At 60.3% G+C, this 19,937-nt stretch carries 17 protein-coding genes; all 17 read right to left on the reverse strand.

What is annotated here, in order from left to right; translation table 11 throughout:
- Nucleotides 1-4: 4 nt before the first annotated feature.
- Nucleotides 5-2,074 (reverse strand): phage tail protein, encoded by a 2,070-nt coding sequence (locus tag AB3X86_RS23350; protein WP_368597836.1) that lies wholly within the window; start codon nt 2,072-2,074, stop codon nt 5-7.
- Nucleotides 2,071-4,158, reverse strand: a complete 2,088-nt coding sequence (locus tag AB3X86_RS23355; RefSeq protein ID WP_368597837.1) for a putative baseplate assembly protein — start codon at nt 4,156-4,158, stop codon at nt 2,071-2,073. Before AB3X86_RS23355 ends, AB3X86_RS23350 begins: the two co-directional genes overlap by 4 nt.
- Nucleotides 4,155-6,212 (reverse strand): hypothetical protein, encoded by a 2,058-nt coding sequence (locus AB3X86_RS23360; RefSeq protein WP_368597838.1) that lies wholly within the window; start codon nt 6,210-6,212, stop codon nt 4,155-4,157. The genes AB3X86_RS23355 and AB3X86_RS23360 overlap by 4 nt, the downstream gene beginning before the upstream one ends.
- Nucleotides 6,212-6,619 (reverse strand): GPW/gp25 family protein, encoded by a 408-nt coding sequence (locus AB3X86_RS23365; protein ID WP_368597839.1) that lies wholly within the window; start codon nt 6,617-6,619, stop codon nt 6,212-6,214. The genes AB3X86_RS23360 and AB3X86_RS23365 overlap by 1 nt, the downstream gene beginning before the upstream one ends.
- Before the next feature lie 3 nt (nt 6,620-6,622).
- A complete protein-coding gene (locus tag AB3X86_RS23370) occupies nt 6,623-7,402 on the reverse strand; it encodes a phage baseplate assembly protein V (protein WP_368597840.1) in 780 nt (259 codons plus the stop codon).
- Entirely contained in the window at nt 7,399-8,541 is a 1,143-nt protein-coding gene (locus AB3X86_RS23375) for a phage late control D family protein (RefSeq protein WP_368597841.1), read from the reverse strand. The genes AB3X86_RS23370 and AB3X86_RS23375 overlap by 4 nt, the downstream gene beginning before the upstream one ends.
- A 13-nt stretch (nt 8,542-8,554) precedes the next feature.
- Nucleotides 8,555-9,214: a LysM peptidoglycan-binding domain-containing protein gene (locus AB3X86_RS23380; protein ID WP_368597842.1), complete on the reverse strand. Its 660-nt coding sequence runs from the start codon at nt 9,212-9,214 to the stop codon at nt 8,555-8,557.
- A complete protein-coding gene (locus AB3X86_RS23385) occupies nt 9,214-9,402 on the reverse strand; it encodes a putative phage tail protein (RefSeq protein WP_368597843.1) in 189 nt (62 codons plus the stop codon). Before AB3X86_RS23385 ends, AB3X86_RS23380 begins: the two co-directional genes overlap by 1 nt.
- Nucleotides 9,403-9,404: 2 nt before the next feature.
- Nucleotides 9,405-9,899 (reverse strand): phage tail protein, encoded by a 495-nt coding sequence (locus tag AB3X86_RS23390; RefSeq protein WP_368597844.1) that lies wholly within the window; start codon nt 9,897-9,899, stop codon nt 9,405-9,407.
- A complete protein-coding gene (locus AB3X86_RS23395; protein WP_368597845.1) occupies nt 9,896-11,563 on the reverse strand; it encodes a phage tail sheath C-terminal domain-containing protein in 1,668 nt (555 codons plus the stop codon). The genes AB3X86_RS23390 and AB3X86_RS23395 overlap by 4 nt, the downstream gene beginning before the upstream one ends.
- Nucleotides 11,560-12,021, reverse strand: a complete 462-nt coding sequence (locus AB3X86_RS23400; protein WP_368597846.1) for a phage tail protein — start codon at nt 12,019-12,021, stop codon at nt 11,560-11,562. The genes AB3X86_RS23395 and AB3X86_RS23400 overlap by 4 nt, the downstream gene beginning before the upstream one ends.
- A gap of 22 nt (nt 12,022-12,043) precedes the next feature.
- Complete coding sequence (locus AB3X86_RS23405) at nt 12,044-14,335, reverse strand: phage tail sheath family protein (RefSeq protein ID WP_368597847.1); 2,292 nt, start codon at nt 14,333-14,335, stop codon at nt 12,044-12,046.
- Nucleotides 14,336-14,347: 12 nt separating this feature from the next.
- Nucleotides 14,348-15,025: a carboxypeptidase-like regulatory domain-containing protein gene (locus tag AB3X86_RS23410; protein WP_368597848.1), complete on the reverse strand. Its 678-nt coding sequence runs from the start codon at nt 15,023-15,025 to the stop codon at nt 14,348-14,350.
- Nucleotides 15,022-15,612 (reverse strand): DUF4255 domain-containing protein, encoded by a 591-nt coding sequence (locus AB3X86_RS23415; RefSeq protein WP_368597849.1) that lies wholly within the window; start codon nt 15,610-15,612, stop codon nt 15,022-15,024. The genes AB3X86_RS23410 and AB3X86_RS23415 overlap by 4 nt, the downstream gene beginning before the upstream one ends.
- Before the next feature lie 475 nt (nt 15,613-16,087).
- The gene (locus tag AB3X86_RS23420) at nt 16,088-16,459 is read right to left on the reverse strand and encodes a hypothetical protein (RefSeq protein ID WP_368597850.1); all 372 of its coding nucleotides are present in this window, start codon (nt 16,457-16,459) and stop codon (nt 16,088-16,090) included.
- A 138-nt stretch (nt 16,460-16,597) separates the two neighbouring features.
- Nucleotides 16,598-17,992 carry a sigma-54 interaction domain-containing protein gene (locus AB3X86_RS23425; RefSeq protein ID WP_368597851.1) on the reverse strand — a complete coding sequence of 465 codons (1,395 nt, stop codon included), beginning with the start codon at nt 17,990-17,992 and terminating at the stop codon, nt 16,598-16,600.
- 659 nt (nt 17,993-18,651) lie between these two features.
- Entirely contained in the window at nt 18,652-19,605 is a 954-nt protein-coding gene (locus AB3X86_RS23430) for an IS5 family transposase (protein WP_368597802.1), read from the reverse strand.
- Nucleotides 19,606-19,937 lie beyond the last annotated feature (332 nt).

Below are 19,937 nucleotides of genomic sequence, written 5' to 3' on the forward strand. Positions count from 1 at the left end.
GTCATCACCCTGCGATGGTTTGAATGCCAACGAGCGAGTCGCGTCCTAGCACGCGCCCCGGTGTCGAGCCGCCCCGTCCCTGACCCAGAATGCCCATGCGATTGAGCCGAATGTTGCCGCGCGCGCCCAGCACGGACTGCGCCAATGGAACGAAGGCCGTGTCTACGCCGACCGCCGACCAGTGGCCCAACAGAAAACCAGCGCCCCCGAACCGTACGCTTGCCAGCGTGTGGGCCGGCTTCTGCGCGTCGATCAGCCGGATCAACGCATCCCGCGCCCGTTGGGACATGTCCGGCATTGGTGGTACAACGATACGCAATCGATAGGCGCCGTCACTCAACGGATCCTTGTCCGGATCCCCGTAGCTGCGCAGTGGCGTAGTCGACAATGGCGAAGCCCCCAGCCGGAAGCGGGCCCGGGCCTTGCCAAACAGTCGCACTGCTCCAACGCATGCCGTGCGGTGCAGCGCCGGCCGCAATGCAGGATCCGCGCGCCGTTTCGCGCACACGATTTCCCGGCTGCCGAGCGCCCCCCAGATACCCGTCGATGACAGCTCCTCAATCGATGGCGCCACGCCGAACACCAGCTGCAACGCCTGACGCAGGCCGTCCAGGGTACCGCGCTGCCGATAGAGCTGGGGCGCGTTCTGAAGGATTCGCCGCCGCTTGTCGGCGTCCCAGGTGGAATCGAACCCGATGTCGAAGAATCCGCCCAGCCACGGCAGCAACTGTTCCGGGACACCCGACGGATCCAGCAGCGCGGGATAACGTTCGATCGCGCGGTCGACGTCCGCGACCGAGGCGTCGAACAGAGCCAGGAAGCGCTCCGTGAAGTCCTCTGCCTTTGGGTTCTCACGGTAGACCGAGGGCAAGTGGTTAAGGCTCGTCACCCGGGGAAAGTCGATTTGAACGCGTCGGACAGTGGGCGTTGCACCGCCGTCACCGATCAGGCGCAGGCGGAAGTAGAGGTAGCGGCCCGGGGGCTGGTCGATGAGGAAGTCGGTGGCGCCCGGCGGCGCAGTAGTCCAGTCCGAAAAGTGCGGGACGCCTGCAGGAAAATCCCGCCACTGGGCATCCCGTTTCGAATCGCCAGCCGCTGGCGCCTGGGAATTTTCCGCGCTGGCGACTGCGAAGGATAGTGCCGTCCCCGCAGGAACATCCGCGTCCACACGGACGCGATGCCAACGGCAGCGCGGGACGCCACTGTCAAGCGGTAGTGTCAGAAGCTGTCCCTGAGTCTGGCGCCGTGGCGCCGCAGGCGGGGGCACGTCCCTGGCTTCGAGATTGCGGCCGTACCAGGAGAAGCACGCCACCACCGCGCCATCATCGACGCAAAAACCCGCTTCGGCAGCAGCCACCAGGCCGCTTGGCGGAAATGCCAGCGCCAGTTCCGCGACGGTCACCGGGGAGAACCGATCATCGCCCGGCTCCGCGCGCAGCAGACCCCAGACGGATCCCAGCCGCGTTACCACCCAGACGCGCTCGGCAGAATCGACCGCCAGCGCCCAGACATTGTCCGGTGCAGCAGGAACGGGCGCCCGTCGAAACCCATCGAGCCCAAAGCGTTGGATCTCCCCGGAGCTACCTGTCGCCACCAGTAGTTCACCGGCCGGCGAGAACGCGATCGGTCCGGGGTCACGGATCTCAATATTGCCAATCAACCTGCGTCCTCGATCTGCCCAAACCAGCACGCGGCCAGCGGCACGGTCGGACACCGCGACGAGACGCCGCCAGGCGGTCACCGCTGCAACGTCTCGATGCACCTCGGGCGCGCAGGCATCCGTCCACAACGATCGCCACTCGGGCTGGCATGCGTCGCGGTGCAGGATCAGGGACTTGGGAGGCGCGGGCGTCGCGAGGTACCACTCGCAAACAGAGCAACCGCGCGCCAGACGCGCGGGCAGAATATACGCAAGGATGCCAGCAGGATCGACGGCAGCCGGGTCAACCAGCGCCAACGACAGACCGACCGGATCGTCGATGCCGACGAGATTGGTGATGTCGCTGGTGGAGGCATCCCATCCCACGTAGGCGTCGAGCAGGCGGAAGTTGCCCTTGGTGGCGGCACAGCTCATAGCCGTTCCCCCGGCGCGAGCGCGATCAAGTTGTGGTCGCCCGGCCACAGCAGCGCCGCAGCAGGGATCGCATAGTCACTACAGGGCGCACCAGCAACGCCGGCCACGATGAAGCGCAGATTCGACACCGCGATCACCCCGTTCGTCGGCACGACGAGTCGGCGAACGAGCGCAACATACGAAATCGTTCCACCGAACGGCCAGCCCTGCCCGCTCTCCCCCCCGATCACCGGATCGAAGTAAGCGTCGAGCAGAGCCAGGACGGCGTCGACCACCTGTCCCCGGCGGAACGCCGGGTCGATAACGAGGGTGAGTTGTACTTGCAACCGACGATATTGGGGCGCCGCGGCCACGACTTCGACGCCTGCGGGAGCTAACTCTCCACTGAGGTAGGTCGAAACCGCGCGCAGCGTCTCCGCGTCCGGCACCGGCGCCCCCGAATCCCTCTGGGCGGGAACAACGAATACGCCCACCACGCCGGGGATCTGCGTCCCGGGAAAGGCAGGATGAAAGCCAGCAAAGGCTTGGGCGCGCGCCACCAGCGCACCGGGTGTGCGCAACGCAAGGATTTCATAGTCCGCAACAGCAACGGCGCGGCCGCGTGCGCGGATTTCTCTCGCGCCGCGCAACTCAGCCTGATCCTGCGTTTCCGCGTCCAACCCACCAGTGGCCGGTTGGGGATTCTGCACACTTGAGACGAATGGCACGGAATTGACTGGATTGCTGACCTTGCCTGCTGCCACCGCTCCCGCTGCGCCTCCGCCAGCCTGGTATTGCTGTGCGACGACATTGCGGAACCCGGGTGGAACGCGTTTGCCGTGGGTTCCATCTCCAAAAGTCACCTGCCCGCTTGCCGAGTCAAGCACAAAGACCTCGTCCTCCGGTCCGAATTCGGAAAGATCATCCACTTCGCTCCACGGTCGCGCGGCGGCGAGCGCTGCGGTGGCGGAACCAGGCTGAACGGACGCTGGCTGCCCGGCCACGAAAGATAGGTCGGCGGTGTCATCGACGAGGAGTATCAGTGAGTGAGGAACGACCGGTACCTGGCTCAGGCTCATCACTGATCCGCCGGCGGGGTTGTTCGCGAGCGGCGTGAGAACTTCGCTGGTGATCGTTCGAACGGCCGTGGCGCGCACCATGTTCAGCCTGACCGACAACAGGAGAGGAGCTTGCGGATAGGCCCCGTACTGGACCTGCAACCTGATCCAGCGCAGGGCACTGGAGTCAGGCGCACCATCGGGTACCCCAGGCCTCCACGTCGTTGGCAAAGCTACGGTAACGACACCGCTCTGCAGCAGCCCGCTGGTCTCGTCGACAATCACTGCAGCGCGCTGATATTCTCCGCCGTCCAGGACGTCCCACTGCAGGAACGGTGCGAGCGGAACGGGTAAAGGGAGGAGGCCGCCAGTCGATACCGGCGCCGGCTGCCCATCCTGTTGCTGGACCTGAATACCGATAGAAAGCTGCGGTCCGAACTGCACGGACGCGTCGGTCGACAGGCCGATGAAGAACGCGACTCCCGGCCGAGGCTTGGGGCCGAACGGTTGGAACGGGACATTATCAGTGGTGGGATCAATTGCTTCATAAAAGCCGCGGTCCAAAACATAGAGTTGCTGGATTTTCCCCGGCGCCGCATAGAGATCGGCATCGGTTTCGAAGATCACCAGATCTCCACCGCCTGCCGGTGAGGCACCCACCTGGAATCCGCTTGGCACAAGCACTGAATGGGGTGCTGCATCTGCAACCGTGAATTGCAGTAAGGCGACTGCGGGAATCGGCGGCGATGGCCGCACCCCAGCGGTACGCAAAAACTCGACAAAGGATTTTTGCGGCAAACAGTTCAGACGCTGCAGTACCGGTTCCATTTCCTCGGAGAACAGCTTCACCAATGCAAGGCCCGCGTCCCCTGGACGGCGACTCGTCCATTCGGCGGCGAAAGATCCCGCTCTGGCGAGCACTTCCCGCCGCACGCCGTCGCGAACAACCCCAACCAGTTGGGGCTCGACCTGAGGAGCGGCCCCCTGCGGCACGGGCCGGGATCGAGCCAGATCCGTGGCCTCCTTGCCCCACCATGGCGCGCTCATCGCAGCCCCCCGTTCGACGAAGTGCGGCGTTGCGTATGGAGGTCTACGCGCCGCAACTGGACAAGCTCGTGGGACTCGATCTTCACGTCCTTGCAGTTTTCCGTCGTGTCCATGGCATCCAAGCTGATCGCCACGGACAGCACGTCGCCAGCCGGCCCCAAGATGTCTTGCGCGACCTGGAGCAGAGCCGATGGGCGCAATGGGTCTCCAAACGGCCACCCGAGCCCGTCAGCCCCCCCAACCAGCGGATCGAGAAACGTCTGCAGACCTCTCCTGACCTGCTCGTGAAAATCGGTGGGTAGTGCACCGTCGCTGGCGATGATGACGGAGACCCAGACCGGACGATAGACTGGCCCCATCACGAAGATTTCACTGCCAAGTAGGCGCCCGGTGTCGAGCCGCGTCCGGGCCGCTTGCAGCGCACCGGAATCCGGCTGCGGCGCGGCCACAAACGCAAGCGCATCAATAGTCCCGTCGTTTGTGATGCGCGGAGCGTAGGGAACAACAAACACTGTGACCACCCCAGGGACCGTGGTGCATGGAAAGTCGGAATGAAATCCGATGCCGGCGTAGGCCCGACGAAAAGCCACCCCGGGGGTCGAACGCGCAAGGTTCTCATAGTCCGAGCGGATGACGGCCCGGTTGCGCTCGTTTAGTGCGGCCCGCGCGCGCTGGGTGGCGGCATCCAGCGTCTCTGCCTCCAGGCCGCCATCACCGCTGACCACATTAACCGCCGTAAAGCCGGGGTCCGGATCGCCGTCTCGCCCTGGCAGCGCAACCCAGCTCAGGTCCGTGCCGACATTTCCGTCCGCTCCGCCACCCACCTCGTACGCCAGCTGGATCGCCGCAGCCACTGTCGTCAGCGGTACCGGCAAGCGGCCGGTAAGCCCGTCCCCAAAGCGCAACTGCGATTTGCCGCGCTCTACGACGAAAACGCGGTCTGCGGGCCCCGAAAGCGACAGGTCTGCAACCGCCGACCACCGATATGCTTTGCCAGCCGGGTTCTGGGGATCTCGCTCCTGGAGCGTCAACTGCACCCTATCCTCCAGGGGCGGATACTCCTTCAGACTCGAATCGCTCGGAACAGCGGGCAAGGAAATTACGTTCCCTGGAATCGGCAGCCAACCGGGGTTAGCGAGCGACTTTTTGCGAAGCCATCTATGGTGTGCTACCGCAGCGTTCGGCACGATGCGAGAAAGGAGTGGCACTACTGAAAATTGAGGATTACCGATCAACATCCGTATCGTGTAGGAATTGGAGGCGGAATCGCTTCTGTCCGACTGCCCCTGCCAATCCGCAGGTATGGCGAAACGCAGAAGACCCGAACGGCGCAGACCGGCCGTCCCATCGTCCACCTGTCCAGCCTGAAGCGGGAGCCACGTCCCCGAGGCACCAGCGTAGGAAAATGCCAGCGTGGCAGGCGGTGCAACCGCCGCCGCATCCCACGACCATTGTGGAAAGACGTCCGACGGCGTTTCGAGCTCCAGCAGCAGTGAAACAAAGCCCCCCGAAATGCTGGCGGGTACTGGCGCGCTTAGCTTGAGGGTGATCAAGACTATGGCCGACCCCGCGCCGGGCGACATTAGCGGAACCGGTTGCCCCTGTGTCAGGTCTGCCGACCGTTCGACGCCGTCGACATCAACTGTGATCGAATTCACCGGCAGCACCGTAAGACTCTGGTCGAGCGTGAAGATGAGAGGTGGAATAGTATCTCCGCGTCGCATCAGCATGCCTTGAGGGGCGGTGGAGAATACGTTCGAATGAGACGTGGGCGAATCGGCGACAAGTTGGAGGACCGTGACGGCAGCCCTCGCCGGCTTCGGCGCTTCGCCGAGCAGTGACAGAATCGCCAGGATGAGCGCATCGGGTACCTGGTCCATCCAATAGATCCGTTGGTCGAGCAGCCACGCGAACAACTCGAGCATTGTCACGCCTGGATCAACTGGGGCGTGCAGAGTCCACTGCCGGTCCGAATCGGGAAATATCCGAGTCTGGATCGCCGTGACCATCTGGTCCCAGGTCAGAGTGTCGAGTTGTACAGGGTCGAGAGCCATCAGAGTCCCGCAACTGTGCCAAGGTAAAAGGGGAAGACGAGGTTGCCGCTGGTGTTCGTCTGGCGGACCGTGTAGCTGATCGAAACAGTCGCCTGGAATGCCCTGCCCGGATCCGGGTCGGCTTCAGCACGCACGTCGGTCAGGTCGACCCGGGGTTCCCAATCCCGCACGGCTTCCTGCACTGTCGTTTCCAAAAGACGCAGACATTGCGAAGTCCCCGGAGCGAAAACTAGCCGCGGCGCCTGCGTGCCAAAATCCGAGCGCATCACTCGCTCACCCAACTGGGTCATGAGCAGGATGTGCAGCGACTGTTCCACGTTGTCGTCGCCGCTCACGTAGCCGAGGCTCCCGCTCGCATCCGGCAGGATCGGAAACCTCCAGCCCGTGCCAATGAAGGATTGCGCCATGGCTCAACTCGTTCGGGTGACCAGTGACAGCACCGCCTGCGTCATCGGAACCACTGGAGGCGAGCTAGGCGTGGTCGGGGCAGTACACGCATGGGTGTGAAGGTTGAAGAACGTCATGAATGCCTCTCCAAGGACCAAGGGCTCTGTCGCCGCCGCACCACCGAGGGCGATGCTGGTGCCCTGCAGGACGATGGTGGTCGCGTCCAGCGTGATGGTCCCCGAATCGCCGTCGACCGTGACGGATCGGCCGTTCGTGGTCAATGTGATCGTATTGCTCGAATCGTCCACCACCACGCGTTGGCCCTGGCTGCTTTGGAGAGTGATCTTCTTCTCAGCATCACTGAGGTCTGCGGTGTGCCCACCCTGCGTTGTGATGCGCACCCGCTGCTGTCCACTCGAGTCATCGAACAGGAGTTCGTGCTGACCCTTCGTGCGGATCATCTTCTGATCTTGGCTCGCCGAGCGATAGCTGGGCGGCTTGTCCTGGCCGTTGTATAGCCCCCCCAGAATGATCGGCAAACGCATGTCACCGTGGATGAACGCCACCAGGACCTCGTCGCCGATCTCGGGAACAAAGAACGCGCCGTACCCGTTTCCGGCGTAGAACTGGCGAACCCGACACCATTCCGTTTCCATCTGATCGTCGAGCCACGGGTATTTGACCTTGACCCGCCCCTCCTTCCCTGCTTCGTCCTCCACAGCCGTGACGATCGCCTCGACGACGCCGTAGAATCGCTTGTCCGTCGTCCGTGTGCGGGAAATCGTTGCGTTGGCGGTGCTCATCCCTTAGTCCCTCCATCGACATAGTTACGCACGTCGAAACTGGTCATGTACCCAGAACTGCCCAGCGCGTGCTCGACCTTGGTCACGTAATATTTCCCGCTGAAACGCTTGCCCACGCCCTGAACCTCGATGTTGTCGCCAGGACGCAGGTCGGGCAGGCCGATCACCTGACCGCTCGCGGTGATGTAGCTGTAGGCTCGCTCTCGCAGCAACGCCTGAGCCAGTGCCTTGGCTTCCTGTTGGCTAGTCACGGGCTGGTCGACAACGATGTCCTCACGGTCCTGTAGACGGGTCTGGATGGCAGAAGGCCCATTCTCCCCGCCGCCAGCGGTGGGGAGATCCCCAGGGCCAGCGACGTACTGAATGATCGACTTCGTGTTGGGATCCCAGCCCTTCACCGTGACTTTCCCGACCTGGCGATTCAGCGAAATCGCCGGATTGAAATTGATCAGGCTCTTCCCCCACTCAAACACGTACACTCGCACCCGGCTACCATTTCGGGCGTCAGTGGGACTCTGGAAATAGAGCGCGTCCAGTCCGGTGTCCGGATCAACGCCAATGAAACAGTCGAAGTCCACGCGCTTCGCCCGCTCCATGAGGAACGCTGCATCGTCCTGGTTCTTCTGAATAACAATGTCGTGCATCAAGCCAGTGTTCTGGATCTTTGGCACTAGACCGTTGCGCAGTGCGATGGCACGCACAATGTCCCCGTCGTCCTTGTTGACGAACTTCTTCTGCTCACCGTCTCTAGGTTTGCGCTCCTTCAGTTTGACCATCCGGTCCTCCCCACCAACCGCCAAGGTCGGCGGCCCAGATTCAGGAAAACGCGGTGTCAGGCTGGTGATCAATCCTTCGACCATGGAGAGCAGGTTGCCTGCGTAGCCCATCTGCACATGGACCCGATTCCCCAGGTCGAACGTCGTCGTATCGCTGTACTTGAACGTCAGATGCTTGTCGTCCCAGTTATTCACGGTTAGATCGAAGTGCGTCATGTTGTCGAGGTCCATCGTGACCTTTACTTCCAGTACATCGCCCTTCGATGTCGGATCGAGTTCCTGCCCCTCAACCGTAATCCTGTAGTCGGGTGCGTAGTAGTCCGTGGACGGCAAACCTGAGGAGCGTAGCGAACGGGCGGCCATGGGTTTTCTCTCCCTACGTCAACCTGGGCAACTGCAATACGGTGCCAGGCTCAAGCGAGCGCGGATCACTTATCCCATTGTTGCGGGCGATGTCGCGCCAGACTCCGGGATCCCGGTAAACAGCGAAGGCGATTGAGCTCAGGGTATCGCCGCGCTGAACCACATAAGTCTTGTCATAGTCCGGCGACGCAGTGGGATTTTCCTTGATCTGGATTTCGACCGGCCGGTATTCCTTGAGACTGAGCGCCAGCTTCGCCCTCAGAGGTATACCTTCTGGTGTGAACAGGACGTAGGTGACATTCATGCTTTCCAGAACACCGCGAAAAACCTCGGTATCCCAAACGAATCGCACGATCGGCGGCGCATGCAGCTCGCGGTTCAGATCGAGAAGGCCGCGCAGCTTGTTCACGTACGCAACGCGCACATCGTCCAGTGTCTCCGACGTGTCGACCAGAACCTCCGCGGTCATCTTTTCGCTGGCACCCCGGACGAACTGAATTGGCGGAGACTCCAATCCGGGAATGGCAATTTCCGCAAAATTGTTTGCCTTCTGCAATTGGTATTCTGTCGGATTGAAGCGCAACGGAATGACAGGATCAGCAACGCGAGGCGCCACGATCTCCAGATAAGCCTGGACAAGACTTTGGCCGGCAATTTGGACAGGGCTTAGCATCACGTACCGTCCGTCGAAGGGCGATCGCCGAGCGAACGATGAGCCTCGGCGAGCCGCTGGCGGGTCTTCGCCTCCTCCGCCAGCCGGCTCCACTGCCGCATATACTTGTCGAACAGACGAGCGAACACCGCCTCGTCGCTGTCGCCCTCTACGTCGAGCCGAACTTCCAGATTGTGGATAGTGATCATGGTCAGGACGGTCCCGGTGGTGAGAGCAGAACCGATACCAAGCCGTGATGGGCGATTTCCAGCGACTCCACGGCGACGGCGCTCTGCATGGCGTTCAGTTCGGGCCCGACCCATTTTGCTGCCAGACCCGCCTGGAAGGTCCAGCTCATCGCCGGCGTTCCGGCGGCGGTGAGCATAATCACTGAGCCGTCGCGCCTGGCGCCGAGCGACTGGGTCAAGCCAGCAACGTACCAGGACCACAAACCGCGATCGCGGACGACACCCCGGCGCAGAGAGATCCTTGTCCACGAATGACGGACGGGTAGCTGATGCAAGTGGTCATTCAAGCCACCCTCGGCATACGCGGTTACTTCGAGGTCCGCGCCAAGACCCTTGACTTCCATGAATTCGCCGCCCGCCACAAGCGGTAGTAGCGCGGCCTGGGCCGGCGGGAGATAAGCGTCGCCGGGCTGCAAGGTTACAAGAAAGCGAAAGGCTGGCAGGACGTCTTCGATCACGATTCAAATACCTCCAGTTGTCCATTCGCGCTGACTTGTACGCGCAGCGTGATGAATTCCATGGGGACGGCAGGTGCTACCTGGATCAGGCACAACACGACTCCCTGGTCGATCTCGTCGGGACCGTTGATGGTGGCGTCGCAAGTCACCTTGAAGGCCTGTTCCGGCGTGGCCCCCTTGAGCGCTCCGGCCCAAAAGGCCTCAAGCAGCACGGTCGTGATGCTGCGCACGAAGGCAAGCCACAGTTCTGGTCCGTTGGTGCTGAACACTAGAGGCTCGGCGACCGCCCGGATTGCCCGCACCAGCACATGTACCAGTCGTCGGTGTGCAATGAAGCCGCCCGGTGGAGTCAGTCCAACCTGCGTCCCACGGCCCTCGGCTCCATGATGGTCGGGCAGGCCTAGTACGCGGCCACCCCACACGAGCAGCCCGCGTCCAGGTGAACACCGAAGCAGGTTGATTCCGCCAGCGTAAAGGATGGCTTGATCGGCGGCGTCGATTGACTGTGAGAGGTCAAGCGCTTCCATGATCGAGGCGTTTGCGGGCGTATAGTAAGCCCCCAACTGACCATCGAGGCGACTGATCACCCCGGCCACGTGCCCACAGCTGGCTACACAACGCAGGGGCGCAGCAACTCCTCCGAGCGGGTCGGGCACGCGCAGGCGGGGATGGTACACGGCGGCATTGCGAAGCACCGCCTCGTCCCCTAGTTCGGGGTGCAACCGAAGCCCGTCGACCCAAGACACTGCCTTCAGCGAATCTGTCAGGTCGGGCGGGACATCGATGATGACCAGTCGATCGTGGAGTTGCTCCGCCTGAATCAACAGGGCGGCGAGCACGTCGATCCGGTCCGCCTCGGTTAATATTGAGTTGCCGTCAGAACCATATGAAGCGCTTGCTGCGTGTAGGTCCGGACTGGCTACGAGTGCCACTTCGGGTTCGTCCCCCAGGGATTGCACTGCCGCCAGGTAATCCGACCGGCTTGGGGGTATGGTTAGCCCGGATCCCAGTCGCGGCGGCGTCCATGTCCGATAGCGAGGCCCCGCGGCGCCCAGCAGGACCGGCGCCAGCCCCGGCGGCAACGGCATCGCCGCAATCCGAATGTAGGCAGACTGTGCCGCCACTTCCTCTGAGATAGAACCGGGGTCGATGCCGGTCAGAAACTCAGGCTGCTGGTTTGGTGGAATGATGTCCAGCTCTATTTCGGGCTGCCCCATGCGGCCGGACGTCCAAAGGCGGATCTCAATGAACGTGCCGTTCGCCCAGTCACCCGGACTCGTTGCCTCGATGCGGTACTGGATGGCTGCTAGCCCGCTGGCCCCCGGCCAGTCCGCGTCCAGATTGCCAGTCGCTGTGTCAAAGCATCCAGCCGTCCACGTCGTCCAAGCGGGCTGCGAACCGCCCCCAAGGAGACGCACAATGTGCGCTGCCCGTCCTCCGTTTTCGAAGTAGCCGCGCAGCGCGTACGGCGTCATCATCCCTTCGTCAAGATCACCAAACACGTTCACGTACTCCCGCCACCCGGTCACACGGATCGCCAGCCCAATCGGTCCTCGCACCGTGCGGCCGAAGAAGCCCGCCACGTCAGTGCGCAGCGGCGACTTCTCGGCTGGCGGCGCGACAAACGTGTAGTAAAGACCGGGAATGGACGCCGCAGGACTCATGCTTGTCCGTCCACCGAAAGCCCCTCATGACAGATCTCCAGGGTCTCAATCGCGATTTCATTGTTTTTCGCATTGAGCCCCGGACCCGTGTACTTGCATGGCCATGCACGCGTAAAGTTCCAGCGCATCACCTCCTGCCGCTGTTCGTCAAGCAGCACGATAGAACCGTTGGTGCGCTGGATCGTTCCGTTCATGCCCTGCAGAATCCAGTTCCAGAACGTGAGATCAGCAGTCACTCCCCACTTGAGCGTAATGTTGGTGAACTTCTTCAGGCCTGGGATCTTGCGGACCGAGATGTCTTCGGAACCGTTACGGTACTCGATCGGAGGGACCTCCGAGCCGAGCCCCGCGACTTCCATGAAGGAACCCTTCACGTTCTTTCCGTCATTGCTAATGCCGGTCACAATGACCTCAAAACAGTAGCCGGCATAGGGGTCCGGACGAAATACTGCGGGCATGCTGCTCTCCTTAGCGATGGTGTCAACCGGCGGCCGTGGTAGCTTGGGTAAATTGCTGGATGCGGAAGATCACGAACTCCGCAGGCTTCACCGGTGCAATACCAATTATGCAAATGAGCCGCCCATTGTCGATGTCGTCCTGCGTCATTGTCGTCCGGTCGCACTTGACGAAAAATGCTTCGCTTGGCTTGGTTCCCTGGAGCGCACCGCTGCGCCACGTCGTTGCCAGAAAGTCCGAAATGGTCTGCCGTACGCGCGCCCAAAGTGGCTCGTCATTGGGCTCAAACACAACCCATTGCGTGCCATAGTCAATCGAGGCTTCCACGTAAATGAAAATCCGCTTCACGTTGACATACTTCCACGCACTTTCCGACGATAGAGTCCGGGCTCCCCATACTCGATTTCCGCGTTGTGGAAAGAACCGTAAAGCATTGATGCCCACCGGGTTCAGCAGCTCCTGCTCCCGCTTGTTCACGTCCTGCGAAATATCAAAAATCGACAGGATTTCCTCGTTTGCGGGTGCCTTGTACACGCCGCGATCATTGTCGACACGTGCATAGATTCCCGCAATGTGGCCTGAGGGAGCGATGGAAACGTTCCGGCTCACCGAGGCGTCGCGCACATCAATCCATGGGTAATACAGCGCCGCAAATTTGCTATCTAGAGGCGCGCGAAAGGCCAGGACGTCGTCGATTCCAAGGTTCTTGCCAGAGTCTAAAATCGCGAAACGGTACCGCAACGACTCGCAGTGTGTGATCAACGCCGACTGTATCGTTCTCGACCACATCCCCGGCACGACGCATAGACTAACGTCAGTTACGTCCTCCAGCGCCTGGATGCCGGTACGGGCTCCGCTGCCTTTGTCGACACCGACAAAGTCGTCAATAGTTAGGTCAGCGAGTTTGTCGTCCCCTTGCGTCAGGGCTTGCGCACCACCCTGCGCCGCCGTCGGAAACGCAGCAAGGTCGTCCGTCGAGGACAAGCCCGGTGCAGCGACGGTCACGAGCATGGACTGTTGATTAACCCGATTAGGAAGATAATTGACGGTGCCGTCATTCACCAGGCGAAGATTGGAAAAACTCTCGAAAGCGGAGTTGCCATCCGCCGGCGTGTAACTGATGTCCACAGCGGCCTCAACCACATTCAGCTTTTGGCCTTCGTAGTAGGTATTCTGGATATTCTTGTTGCCTCTGACCGTATCGAGCGTAACGAGGTTGCCTGCGATGCTCTTGACAGTGAATGTCTCCTTGAGATGGCCATTGTCCAATTCCACAATGGCCCCGATGTACAGCGAGGGAGCTGTCCAGACATTGATCGTCTGTGATGCGTTCGCCGTATTGGCGACCCTGAGGCGCTTTACGCCTGTGCCCGCGGCCCAGTTCTGACCAGGAGCCAGCGGCGGCGTGATGTCGAATGTAGCCGGAGGTCCAGGCGTAACATTCCCGATCGCGTATTCCTGTCCAAGTACCGAAATGTGGTCGCCGTTCGCGAAGCCTGCCGCACTGGCTACGGTGACCGTTGTCTTGGCAAGCGGTCCGGGGTTCACGGTTTTCACGACGGTCGTACTGGCCGTGTTGTTACCAGCAATTGTGGGATCGAAGGCAATGCTCATAGTACTGCCGACGGTGGGCCGGACCATGACGCTGAGGGCATTGCCCCATTGGCCAAGTGCCTTCGCAGTAAAGGTCAACGTCGGGTTGGCAGCGGCCGGTTTGATGCTGTAGATCTGGGCGTAGTCGCCACGCTTGCTGATAAGGGCCGTCGGGAATGCAAGATCAACGGTCACTTGCCCACTCGAACCATCGTACGCGACGACCGTGAAGTTCCCGCCGATCTGGGCGTTGGTGTCGCCCCGAAAGAGTTGCAACTTCACGCCTTCGAATATGTTGATCAGATGGCTAAGCTTGACTCCCGTTGCATTCACTGCTGCATCGGCAGCCACGCCGGCAATCAGCCCTTGGCCCAAGCTCGCGCTAGCTGCGACTGCGGTCTTCGCGGATACACGCTTGACGTAAAGCTGTTGTCCGCCATTGTCAAAGTAGCCCTTTACAGCAAGGGGGAAATGCCACCACTCGCCGCCCTCAACGCCATCCAGCGCCCAGAAGTTGTACACCGCGCTGGGGGGATCCGGCAGAAATCCGCCGAAGCGTCCCAGAAACTCCGCAAAGCTTGTCACGAGCACGGGCTTACCACTGCTCGGACCGAACGCGGTCACGCCGACCGCTCCCGTTATGCTTGTGCTCACGCCCTGTATTGGTTGCGGTCCTGTATCGACTTCTTCAACGTATACTCCGGGACTCAGATATGTCGGCATGGTCGCTTCCTCTCAACTGATTGGAATCGTTTGACTCGTCCCTAGGTCGACCGGGAACTTGATCTGTATCGCCCCGGAGCGGCGAGTTCGTCCGTCCACCGCTGCGATCGAAATCACAGTATTTGGTGACACCCAACGCAATGCAATTGCGAAGGTGCCACGTGCATCGGTAATAGCCTGCTCATCTCGCGCCGGAGGGTTGTTGCGATGCGCCACTGAAACGTTGGGCACCGGCGCACCGCTGGGGTCGGTAACGACACCCCACAAGACCGGTATGTGAGTTTGGAACGGATAGTTTGGCGCGGGCAGCATCAAGGCGTCCTCCGCGATGCGGCTTATGGTTGCCGGGGGACGGTCGGCGTCATACGGAAAAACGGTGAATTTGATACCTTCCGCGTCGAGGCAATATCTCGGGACATAGAACTCGGGAATCAGCCGCACGCGGTAGATACGCTTCGGCAGTCCCGCCGCAACTGCGTGCCTTTCGAGTCCTGGATAGGCAATAATTCCGCCCGGTGTCACGATCGCTGGGATCCCTGTAGGCCGCCAGAGATTGTTAGGGTCGAAACTATCCAGATATGCCGCGATGCGGCCAATCGGCGCGCTTCCGGTCAGCGTGTCCACGGGCCGCACGCCGTATTGCCCGTACGTGGGGTTGACATCGGCGTTCGCTGTGATGGGCGTGTTCATGACGCTGTCGCAGAGTCCGCATAACGACTAAGCCGCGCCGCTACGGGTATGACGGATTTTGCCGTTTCCGAGTCAAGATTGACGACACGGACTTCGTATGTGACGGACAATCGGTAGGGCTTTTGAATGGCGTACCACACCCGTGCACGCTCTTCGAGCGTCAAGGGTGAGAGCGTCACCTTAAGGGCTTGATCGGTGCCCTCCAAGGTAGTTCCGCGCAACTGCGGCCCGCTCAGAATCGCCTCGTCGTAGAGGACCTGCATGGTCCGACCCAGTAGCTTGTGGTCGGTGAAACGGTCCCCACTCCACGGTGTGAGCATATATCGGAGAAGCAGCGCGAGTGGCGGCTTCTTCACATTTAGCGTAGGTGGGTTTGGTGTTACGCTGCGCGGACGATTTTTAGCGCTCGCATCCTCGACCGATTCGAAGAGGAAGATCGTCATGCGCGCCGGATTCGTCGAGATCCCCCCCTGGAGGTCGCTGATCTCAGCGACCGGTGGCGCAGCGGGGTCCAGCGGCGCCAACGCCTGGTTGAGAACGCTTTGGAGAGTCAGCGAAACGTCTGCGATCACGCCATAGTCCGACATCCGAATCTCCTATTGTTCGCGAATACAGGCGTAACAACTCATGACAGTCAATGCGTCCGCGACGATTTGTCATTTGCCGAATACAGAACTGTGCCGTCCGCTAACATGCTTTTCGCAACCTCTCTCTCTTTAGAACACGTATGCCGCGAGCATTCTGAGTCCAACTAGTTGCGCGCTCGAATCGGTGCCGTCGAAGCAACCATCCGGACATGCGAAGGACGTCCTTCACTGCGAAACTCATTGAACTGCCAACCTTCAGGCCATCAATCGACCATCCTTAATCCACCATGCGGGTTCGCCCGGCAACCGTCGTCGACAGGCAGTTTGTGCGCTCGCGCACCGAAGGCTGCATCAAGGTGGCGATGCTTGGACCTTATCCGCCCCGTTCGCAACCTCCGCGACATGGACATCTGAACAGGCTGCAACACTGCGCATGACACGTTCTATCAAAAACCCAGGCGGGTGACATCGGATGCTACGGCGTGCGCTCGATCAATTGATCGAGCCGGGCGTCGATCGCCGCCGTAAGCGCAACACGTCGATAGCGCACGCGGCCATCTGCCGCCCGTGCCGCTTCGACGACCCCTATGGTCACAAGCCACCTTAGCGCGTTCGACAATTCCACCAGACTCGGTGGATCAAGGCCGAGCCACCACTTCCCGATTCCTTCTTCGGTGTCGCAAGCGAGCGGGTTCACACGCAAATAGCGAGCAAGACGCCGCACGAGTTCGGGCGACGGAGCGGAATCGTTCATGACCGTGACAAAACTCCAATGCGATACACGACGCAAGGTGAATGCCAGCTGTTTGAGGCCGCGGCCAGCACGGTTGCTGGTGGAAAACAGCATATTGCGAACCTCGCTGACAGGACACATTTGCCCTAGTCCCGCGCTCGCCTCTTTCGATGCGCATGAAACGAACGCGGTGGATGGCACGGACAATAGTGTCCGGCTCGCTCGGATAAAAATGTCCTGGTCTAATCGCAATCAAAGCGGTGCGTTGTCCGCTCCGCGAAACTGGTGGGAATGGATGCCATGCTTGCGCATCAGTTCGAAAAACGCTCGCCGGTCTTTTTTTGCCGCCAGCGCCGCACGCGTCACATTGCCGTCGCACATTGTGAGAAGCCGCTCAATGTAGTGGCGCTCGAACGATTCGACCACTCGGGCTTTGGCGGCGCGGAACGAGTCGGCATCGATCGGACAGGTATCGTCAAGGCCGGGTGACGCGGGCATATCAAAATCTTCCACCTGCAGGACGGCGCAGCTCGACATCAAGACTGCCCGTTCCAGCACGTGCTTGAGTTCGCGCACATTGCCGGGCCACCCATAGTCGATGAGCTTTCTTAGCGCTGCAGGCGAGCAGCGCCGCGCAGGACGCTTGTCGCGCTGGCTGAAATGATCAAGAAAATGTGCGACCAGTACGGGAATATCTTCGCGCCGTTCACGCAGAGGAGGTAGTGTGAGTTGGAGCACACTGAGTCGAAAGAAAAGGTCCTGGCGGAATCTTCCCACTGCCGCGAGCGCGTTCAGGTTCTGGTTACTCGCCGCCACCACACGTACGTCGGCCCAGGCCGTCGTGCTGCTGCCGACTGGCCTATATCCCTTGTCCTGCAAAAAGCGCAGGAGCTTACACTGCGCTCCGAACGGCATAGAATCGATTTCATCTAGAAAGAGCGCTCCCCCTTCGGCCTCCTGGATAAGACCTGTACGACTTGCGTGCGCGTTAGTGAAAGCGCCGCGCACATGTCCGAAAAGCTCTGACTCGACCAGTTCGTTGGGAATCGCACCGCAATTGACCGCGACCCATGGCTTCGAGTTGCGCGCGGACAAGTAATGGACCGCGCGGGCGCAGAGTTCCTTTCCGGTACCCGTTTCTCCAAGGATCAGGACACCAGCGTCGCACCCCGCGATGACCGGAAGTGTCGATAGCACCTTGAGGAACGCCGGACTGTTGCCTACGAGATCGTGCAGTTTAGACGATAGCAAACGTCGCACAGGCACAGGGCGCGGAGTGGGCAAAAGGCCCGCTGCACGAAATAGACGCACCCGAAATTCTTCATCGTTAAACGGCTCCCCGACGAAATCGAAGGCTCCACAAGCCAGCAATTCGAGCATGTTCTGCCTGGGCAGCCCCGCGGACAGCAGCAGCACGTTAGAGTGCGCCCCCCCATGTCGCAGTGTTGTGATCTCCTCCCTGATCCGCGCATAGTTCGACGCGTCAACGATTGGAATCAGGAATTCCGCATCATCGTCAGAAATTGGGCCAACTCGAATCTCAGCGGAAAACCTCTCTTGACCGAGAGAGCTGATCAAGGTCAGCACACGCTCGGCAAGCGCCGCGTGTATCGTCTCAGCCGCAATGAGGCATCGAACGGTAGGCATGATGGCCTCTGTGCAAACGCGTGTCGCGATCATGAGGTGAGGTGCCTCAACGCGACGAAGACTGACCGATCGGTTTTCTCGAAATTCGCACGTAGCGATGATTGAGTTCGCGTGCGGTCGCCTTTTCGTGGTCCCAGCGAGCATACCGGTCGTCGAGTGCCGCCGGACACACGGACTGCTCGAACCGGCGGTATACCCCGAAGCGAAGCTGCAACCGCACGTTACACCAATCGCAATTCGACATGCTAATCTGGAAGTCGCACCCACCCAGCTGATGAACAGATTTGCGCCATACGCATCTCACTGTTATTCGGAATTCTCAATTTTAACGAGCCCACTCTAGGGTACGTCGGAGAACGTCCACAAAGCGAGTGAATTCCCTTTCATCACGATGGACACTCCTGCCGAATGGGTTCGCAACATTTAGCTTCTCGTGTGCAGTCAAGAAGCCGTCTCCAGAGTTTTGATTCAGACGCCCATTGACGCATTTCCCCTGCCACATTGTTAGGGAAGGTCTGCACAACTCGTTTTTCAGAGAGTTGGCCGTTTGCCACTTGCGTCTTATCAGCCATGAGAGTCTGCTGGTAGGTTGGTCGTCTGGCTTTTGAAGCGTGACGACCACTGTTTGCCGAGATTCGCGGCCTGAATCTGCGAGCGTTTCAAGCTTTCCACAAAGCCTTGCGTGCCATCCACAGGTTGCCCAGAGCAAATAGTGTCGTGATCTGGGCGGTGTTCTTCATCAACCCTCGGTACCGGGTCTTCGTATAGCCAAACTGCTGTTTGAGGACGCGGAACGGATGTTCAACCTTGGCGCGGATGCCGGCCTTCAGGCGTTCAATCTGATCGAATATCGCGTCCAGCCGATCGGTTAGGTCCAGTTGTCTGCGCCTGCCTGGTCGCATCGCGACATGCCAGCGTACCGCGTTTACCTGGCAGCGCTTTTCGATACCCTGATATCCGGCGTCAGCGTACACATCCATTTCCTGGCCGTGCAACAGCGCTTCGGCCGCATTGATGTCATGAACGTTGGCGGCTGTGCCGATGACCGTGTGGACCAGGCCCGACTCTGCGTCCACGCCGACGTGCGCTTTCATCCCGAAGTACCATTGATTTCCCTTCTTCGTCTGGTGCATTTCCGGGTCCCGTGTACCAGAGCTGTTCTTCGTCGAAGTGGGTGCGGAAATCAAGGTAGCGTCGATCGCCGACCCCACCTTCAGCATCAAGCCTTTCTCGCTCAGGATCTCATTGACCAGCGTGAGCATCTGCGCAGCCAGGCCGTGCGTTTCGAGAAGGTGACGGAACCGGAGAATCGTGCTCTCGTCCGGCAAACGCGTCATACCCTCGTCCAGCCCAGCAAATTCACGATACAGCGGCACGTCATAAAGCGCCTCTTCCATCGCCGGGTCTGACAGACCAAACCACTGCTGCATGAAGTGGATCTGCAGCATCGTCGCAATAGGAAACGGCGGCCTTCCAGTCTTACCCCTTGGATAGTTCGGTTCGATCAACGCAATCAACCTCGACCATGGCACAACGCGACTCATCTCATCGAGAAATTCCCGCTTGCGCGTGCGTTTCGTTGAAAGATCCAGACCAAGACCAAGCTGTGTCATCGAGGTACCCCTTAAACCTGCCTTCTCCCAGGATAGTCCACCGAGACGTCAACGTCAGAACTTTTGCAGACCTTCCTTAGATTGACGAATCAATTTATCGGTAAGTTGTTCACTGTGCAGCTGAGCGTTTCAAATTGCCAAATGCACATGTATTTTAGGCACTGTTCTCGGCATATACTAGGGCGGCCCCTTTTTGGGGCGTCACACATTACGCCCGCAAAGTGATGCGTGCTGTCCGCAGTGTGGTGGGGCCCTAGACTGGGCCCATATACGTCCTGCGCCCACCGCTCGCACAACGGGTCGTCACTCTAGTTGTAGGCGTGCATAAGATA

The sequence above is a fragment of the Paraburkholderia sp. BR14374 genome (assembly GCF_040948685.1).
Classification (GTDB): Bacteria; Pseudomonadota; Gammaproteobacteria; order Burkholderiales; family Burkholderiaceae; genus Paraburkholderia; species Paraburkholderia youngii.

Bases quoted from the DNA above. Each gene is read 5' to 3' on its own strand.
- AB3X86_RS23365 (WP_368597839.1), bottom strand. From the start codon at position 6,619: ATGGCGCAATCCTTCATTGGCACGGGCTGGAGGTTTCCGATCCTGCCG.
- AB3X86_RS23350 (WP_368597836.1), bottom strand. From the start codon at position 2,074: ATGAGCTGTGCCGCCACCAAGGGCAACTTCCGCCTGCTCGACGCCTAC.
- AB3X86_RS23430 (WP_368597802.1), bottom strand. From the start codon at position 19,605: ATGACACAGCTTGGTCTTGGTCTGGATCTTTCAACGAAACGCACGCGC.
- AB3X86_RS23395 (WP_368597845.1), bottom strand. From the start codon at position 11,563: ATGAGTCCTGCGGCGTCCATTCCCGGTCTTTACTACACGTTTGTCGCG.
- AB3X86_RS23355 (WP_368597837.1), bottom strand. From the start codon at position 4,158: ATGAGCGCGCCATGGTGGGGCAAGGAGGCCACGGATCTGGCTCGATCC.
- AB3X86_RS23380 (WP_368597842.1), bottom strand. From the start codon at position 9,214: ATGCTAAGCCCTGTCCAAATTGCCGGCCAAAGTCTTGTCCAGGCTTAT.
- AB3X86_RS23425 (WP_368597851.1), bottom strand. From the start codon at position 17,992: ATGCCTACCGTTCGATGCCTCATTGCGGCTGAGACGATACACGCGGCG.
- AB3X86_RS23360 (WP_368597838.1), bottom strand. From the start codon at position 6,212: ATGGCTCTCGACCCTGTACAACTCGACACTCTGACCTGGGACCAGATG.
- AB3X86_RS23370 (WP_368597840.1), bottom strand. From the start codon at position 7,402: ATGAGCACCGCCAACGCAACGATTTCCCGCACACGGACGACGGACAAG.
- AB3X86_RS23415 (WP_368597849.1), bottom strand. From the start codon at position 15,612: ATGTCGGACTATGGCGTGATCGCAGACGTTTCGCTGACTCTCCAAAGC.
- AB3X86_RS23375 (WP_368597841.1), bottom strand. From the start codon at position 8,541: ATGGCCGCCCGTTCGCTACGCTCCTCAGGTTTGCCGTCCACGGACTAC.
- AB3X86_RS23405 (WP_368597847.1), bottom strand. From the start codon at position 14,335: ATGCCGACATATCTGAGTCCCGGAGTATACGTTGAAGAAGTCGATACA.
- AB3X86_RS23400 (WP_368597846.1), bottom strand. From the start codon at position 12,021: ATGCCCGCAGTATTTCGTCCGGACCCCTATGCCGGCTACTGTTTTGAG.
- AB3X86_RS23420 (WP_368597850.1), bottom strand. From the start codon at position 16,459: ATGCTGTTTTCCACCAGCAACCGTGCTGGCCGCGGCCTCAAACAGCTG.
- AB3X86_RS23410 (WP_368597848.1), bottom strand. From the start codon at position 15,025: ATGAACACGCCCATCACAGCGAACGCCGATGTCAACCCCACGTACGGG.
- AB3X86_RS23385 (WP_368597843.1), bottom strand. From the start codon at position 9,402: ATGATCACTATCCACAATCTGGAAGTTCGGCTCGACGTAGAGGGCGAC.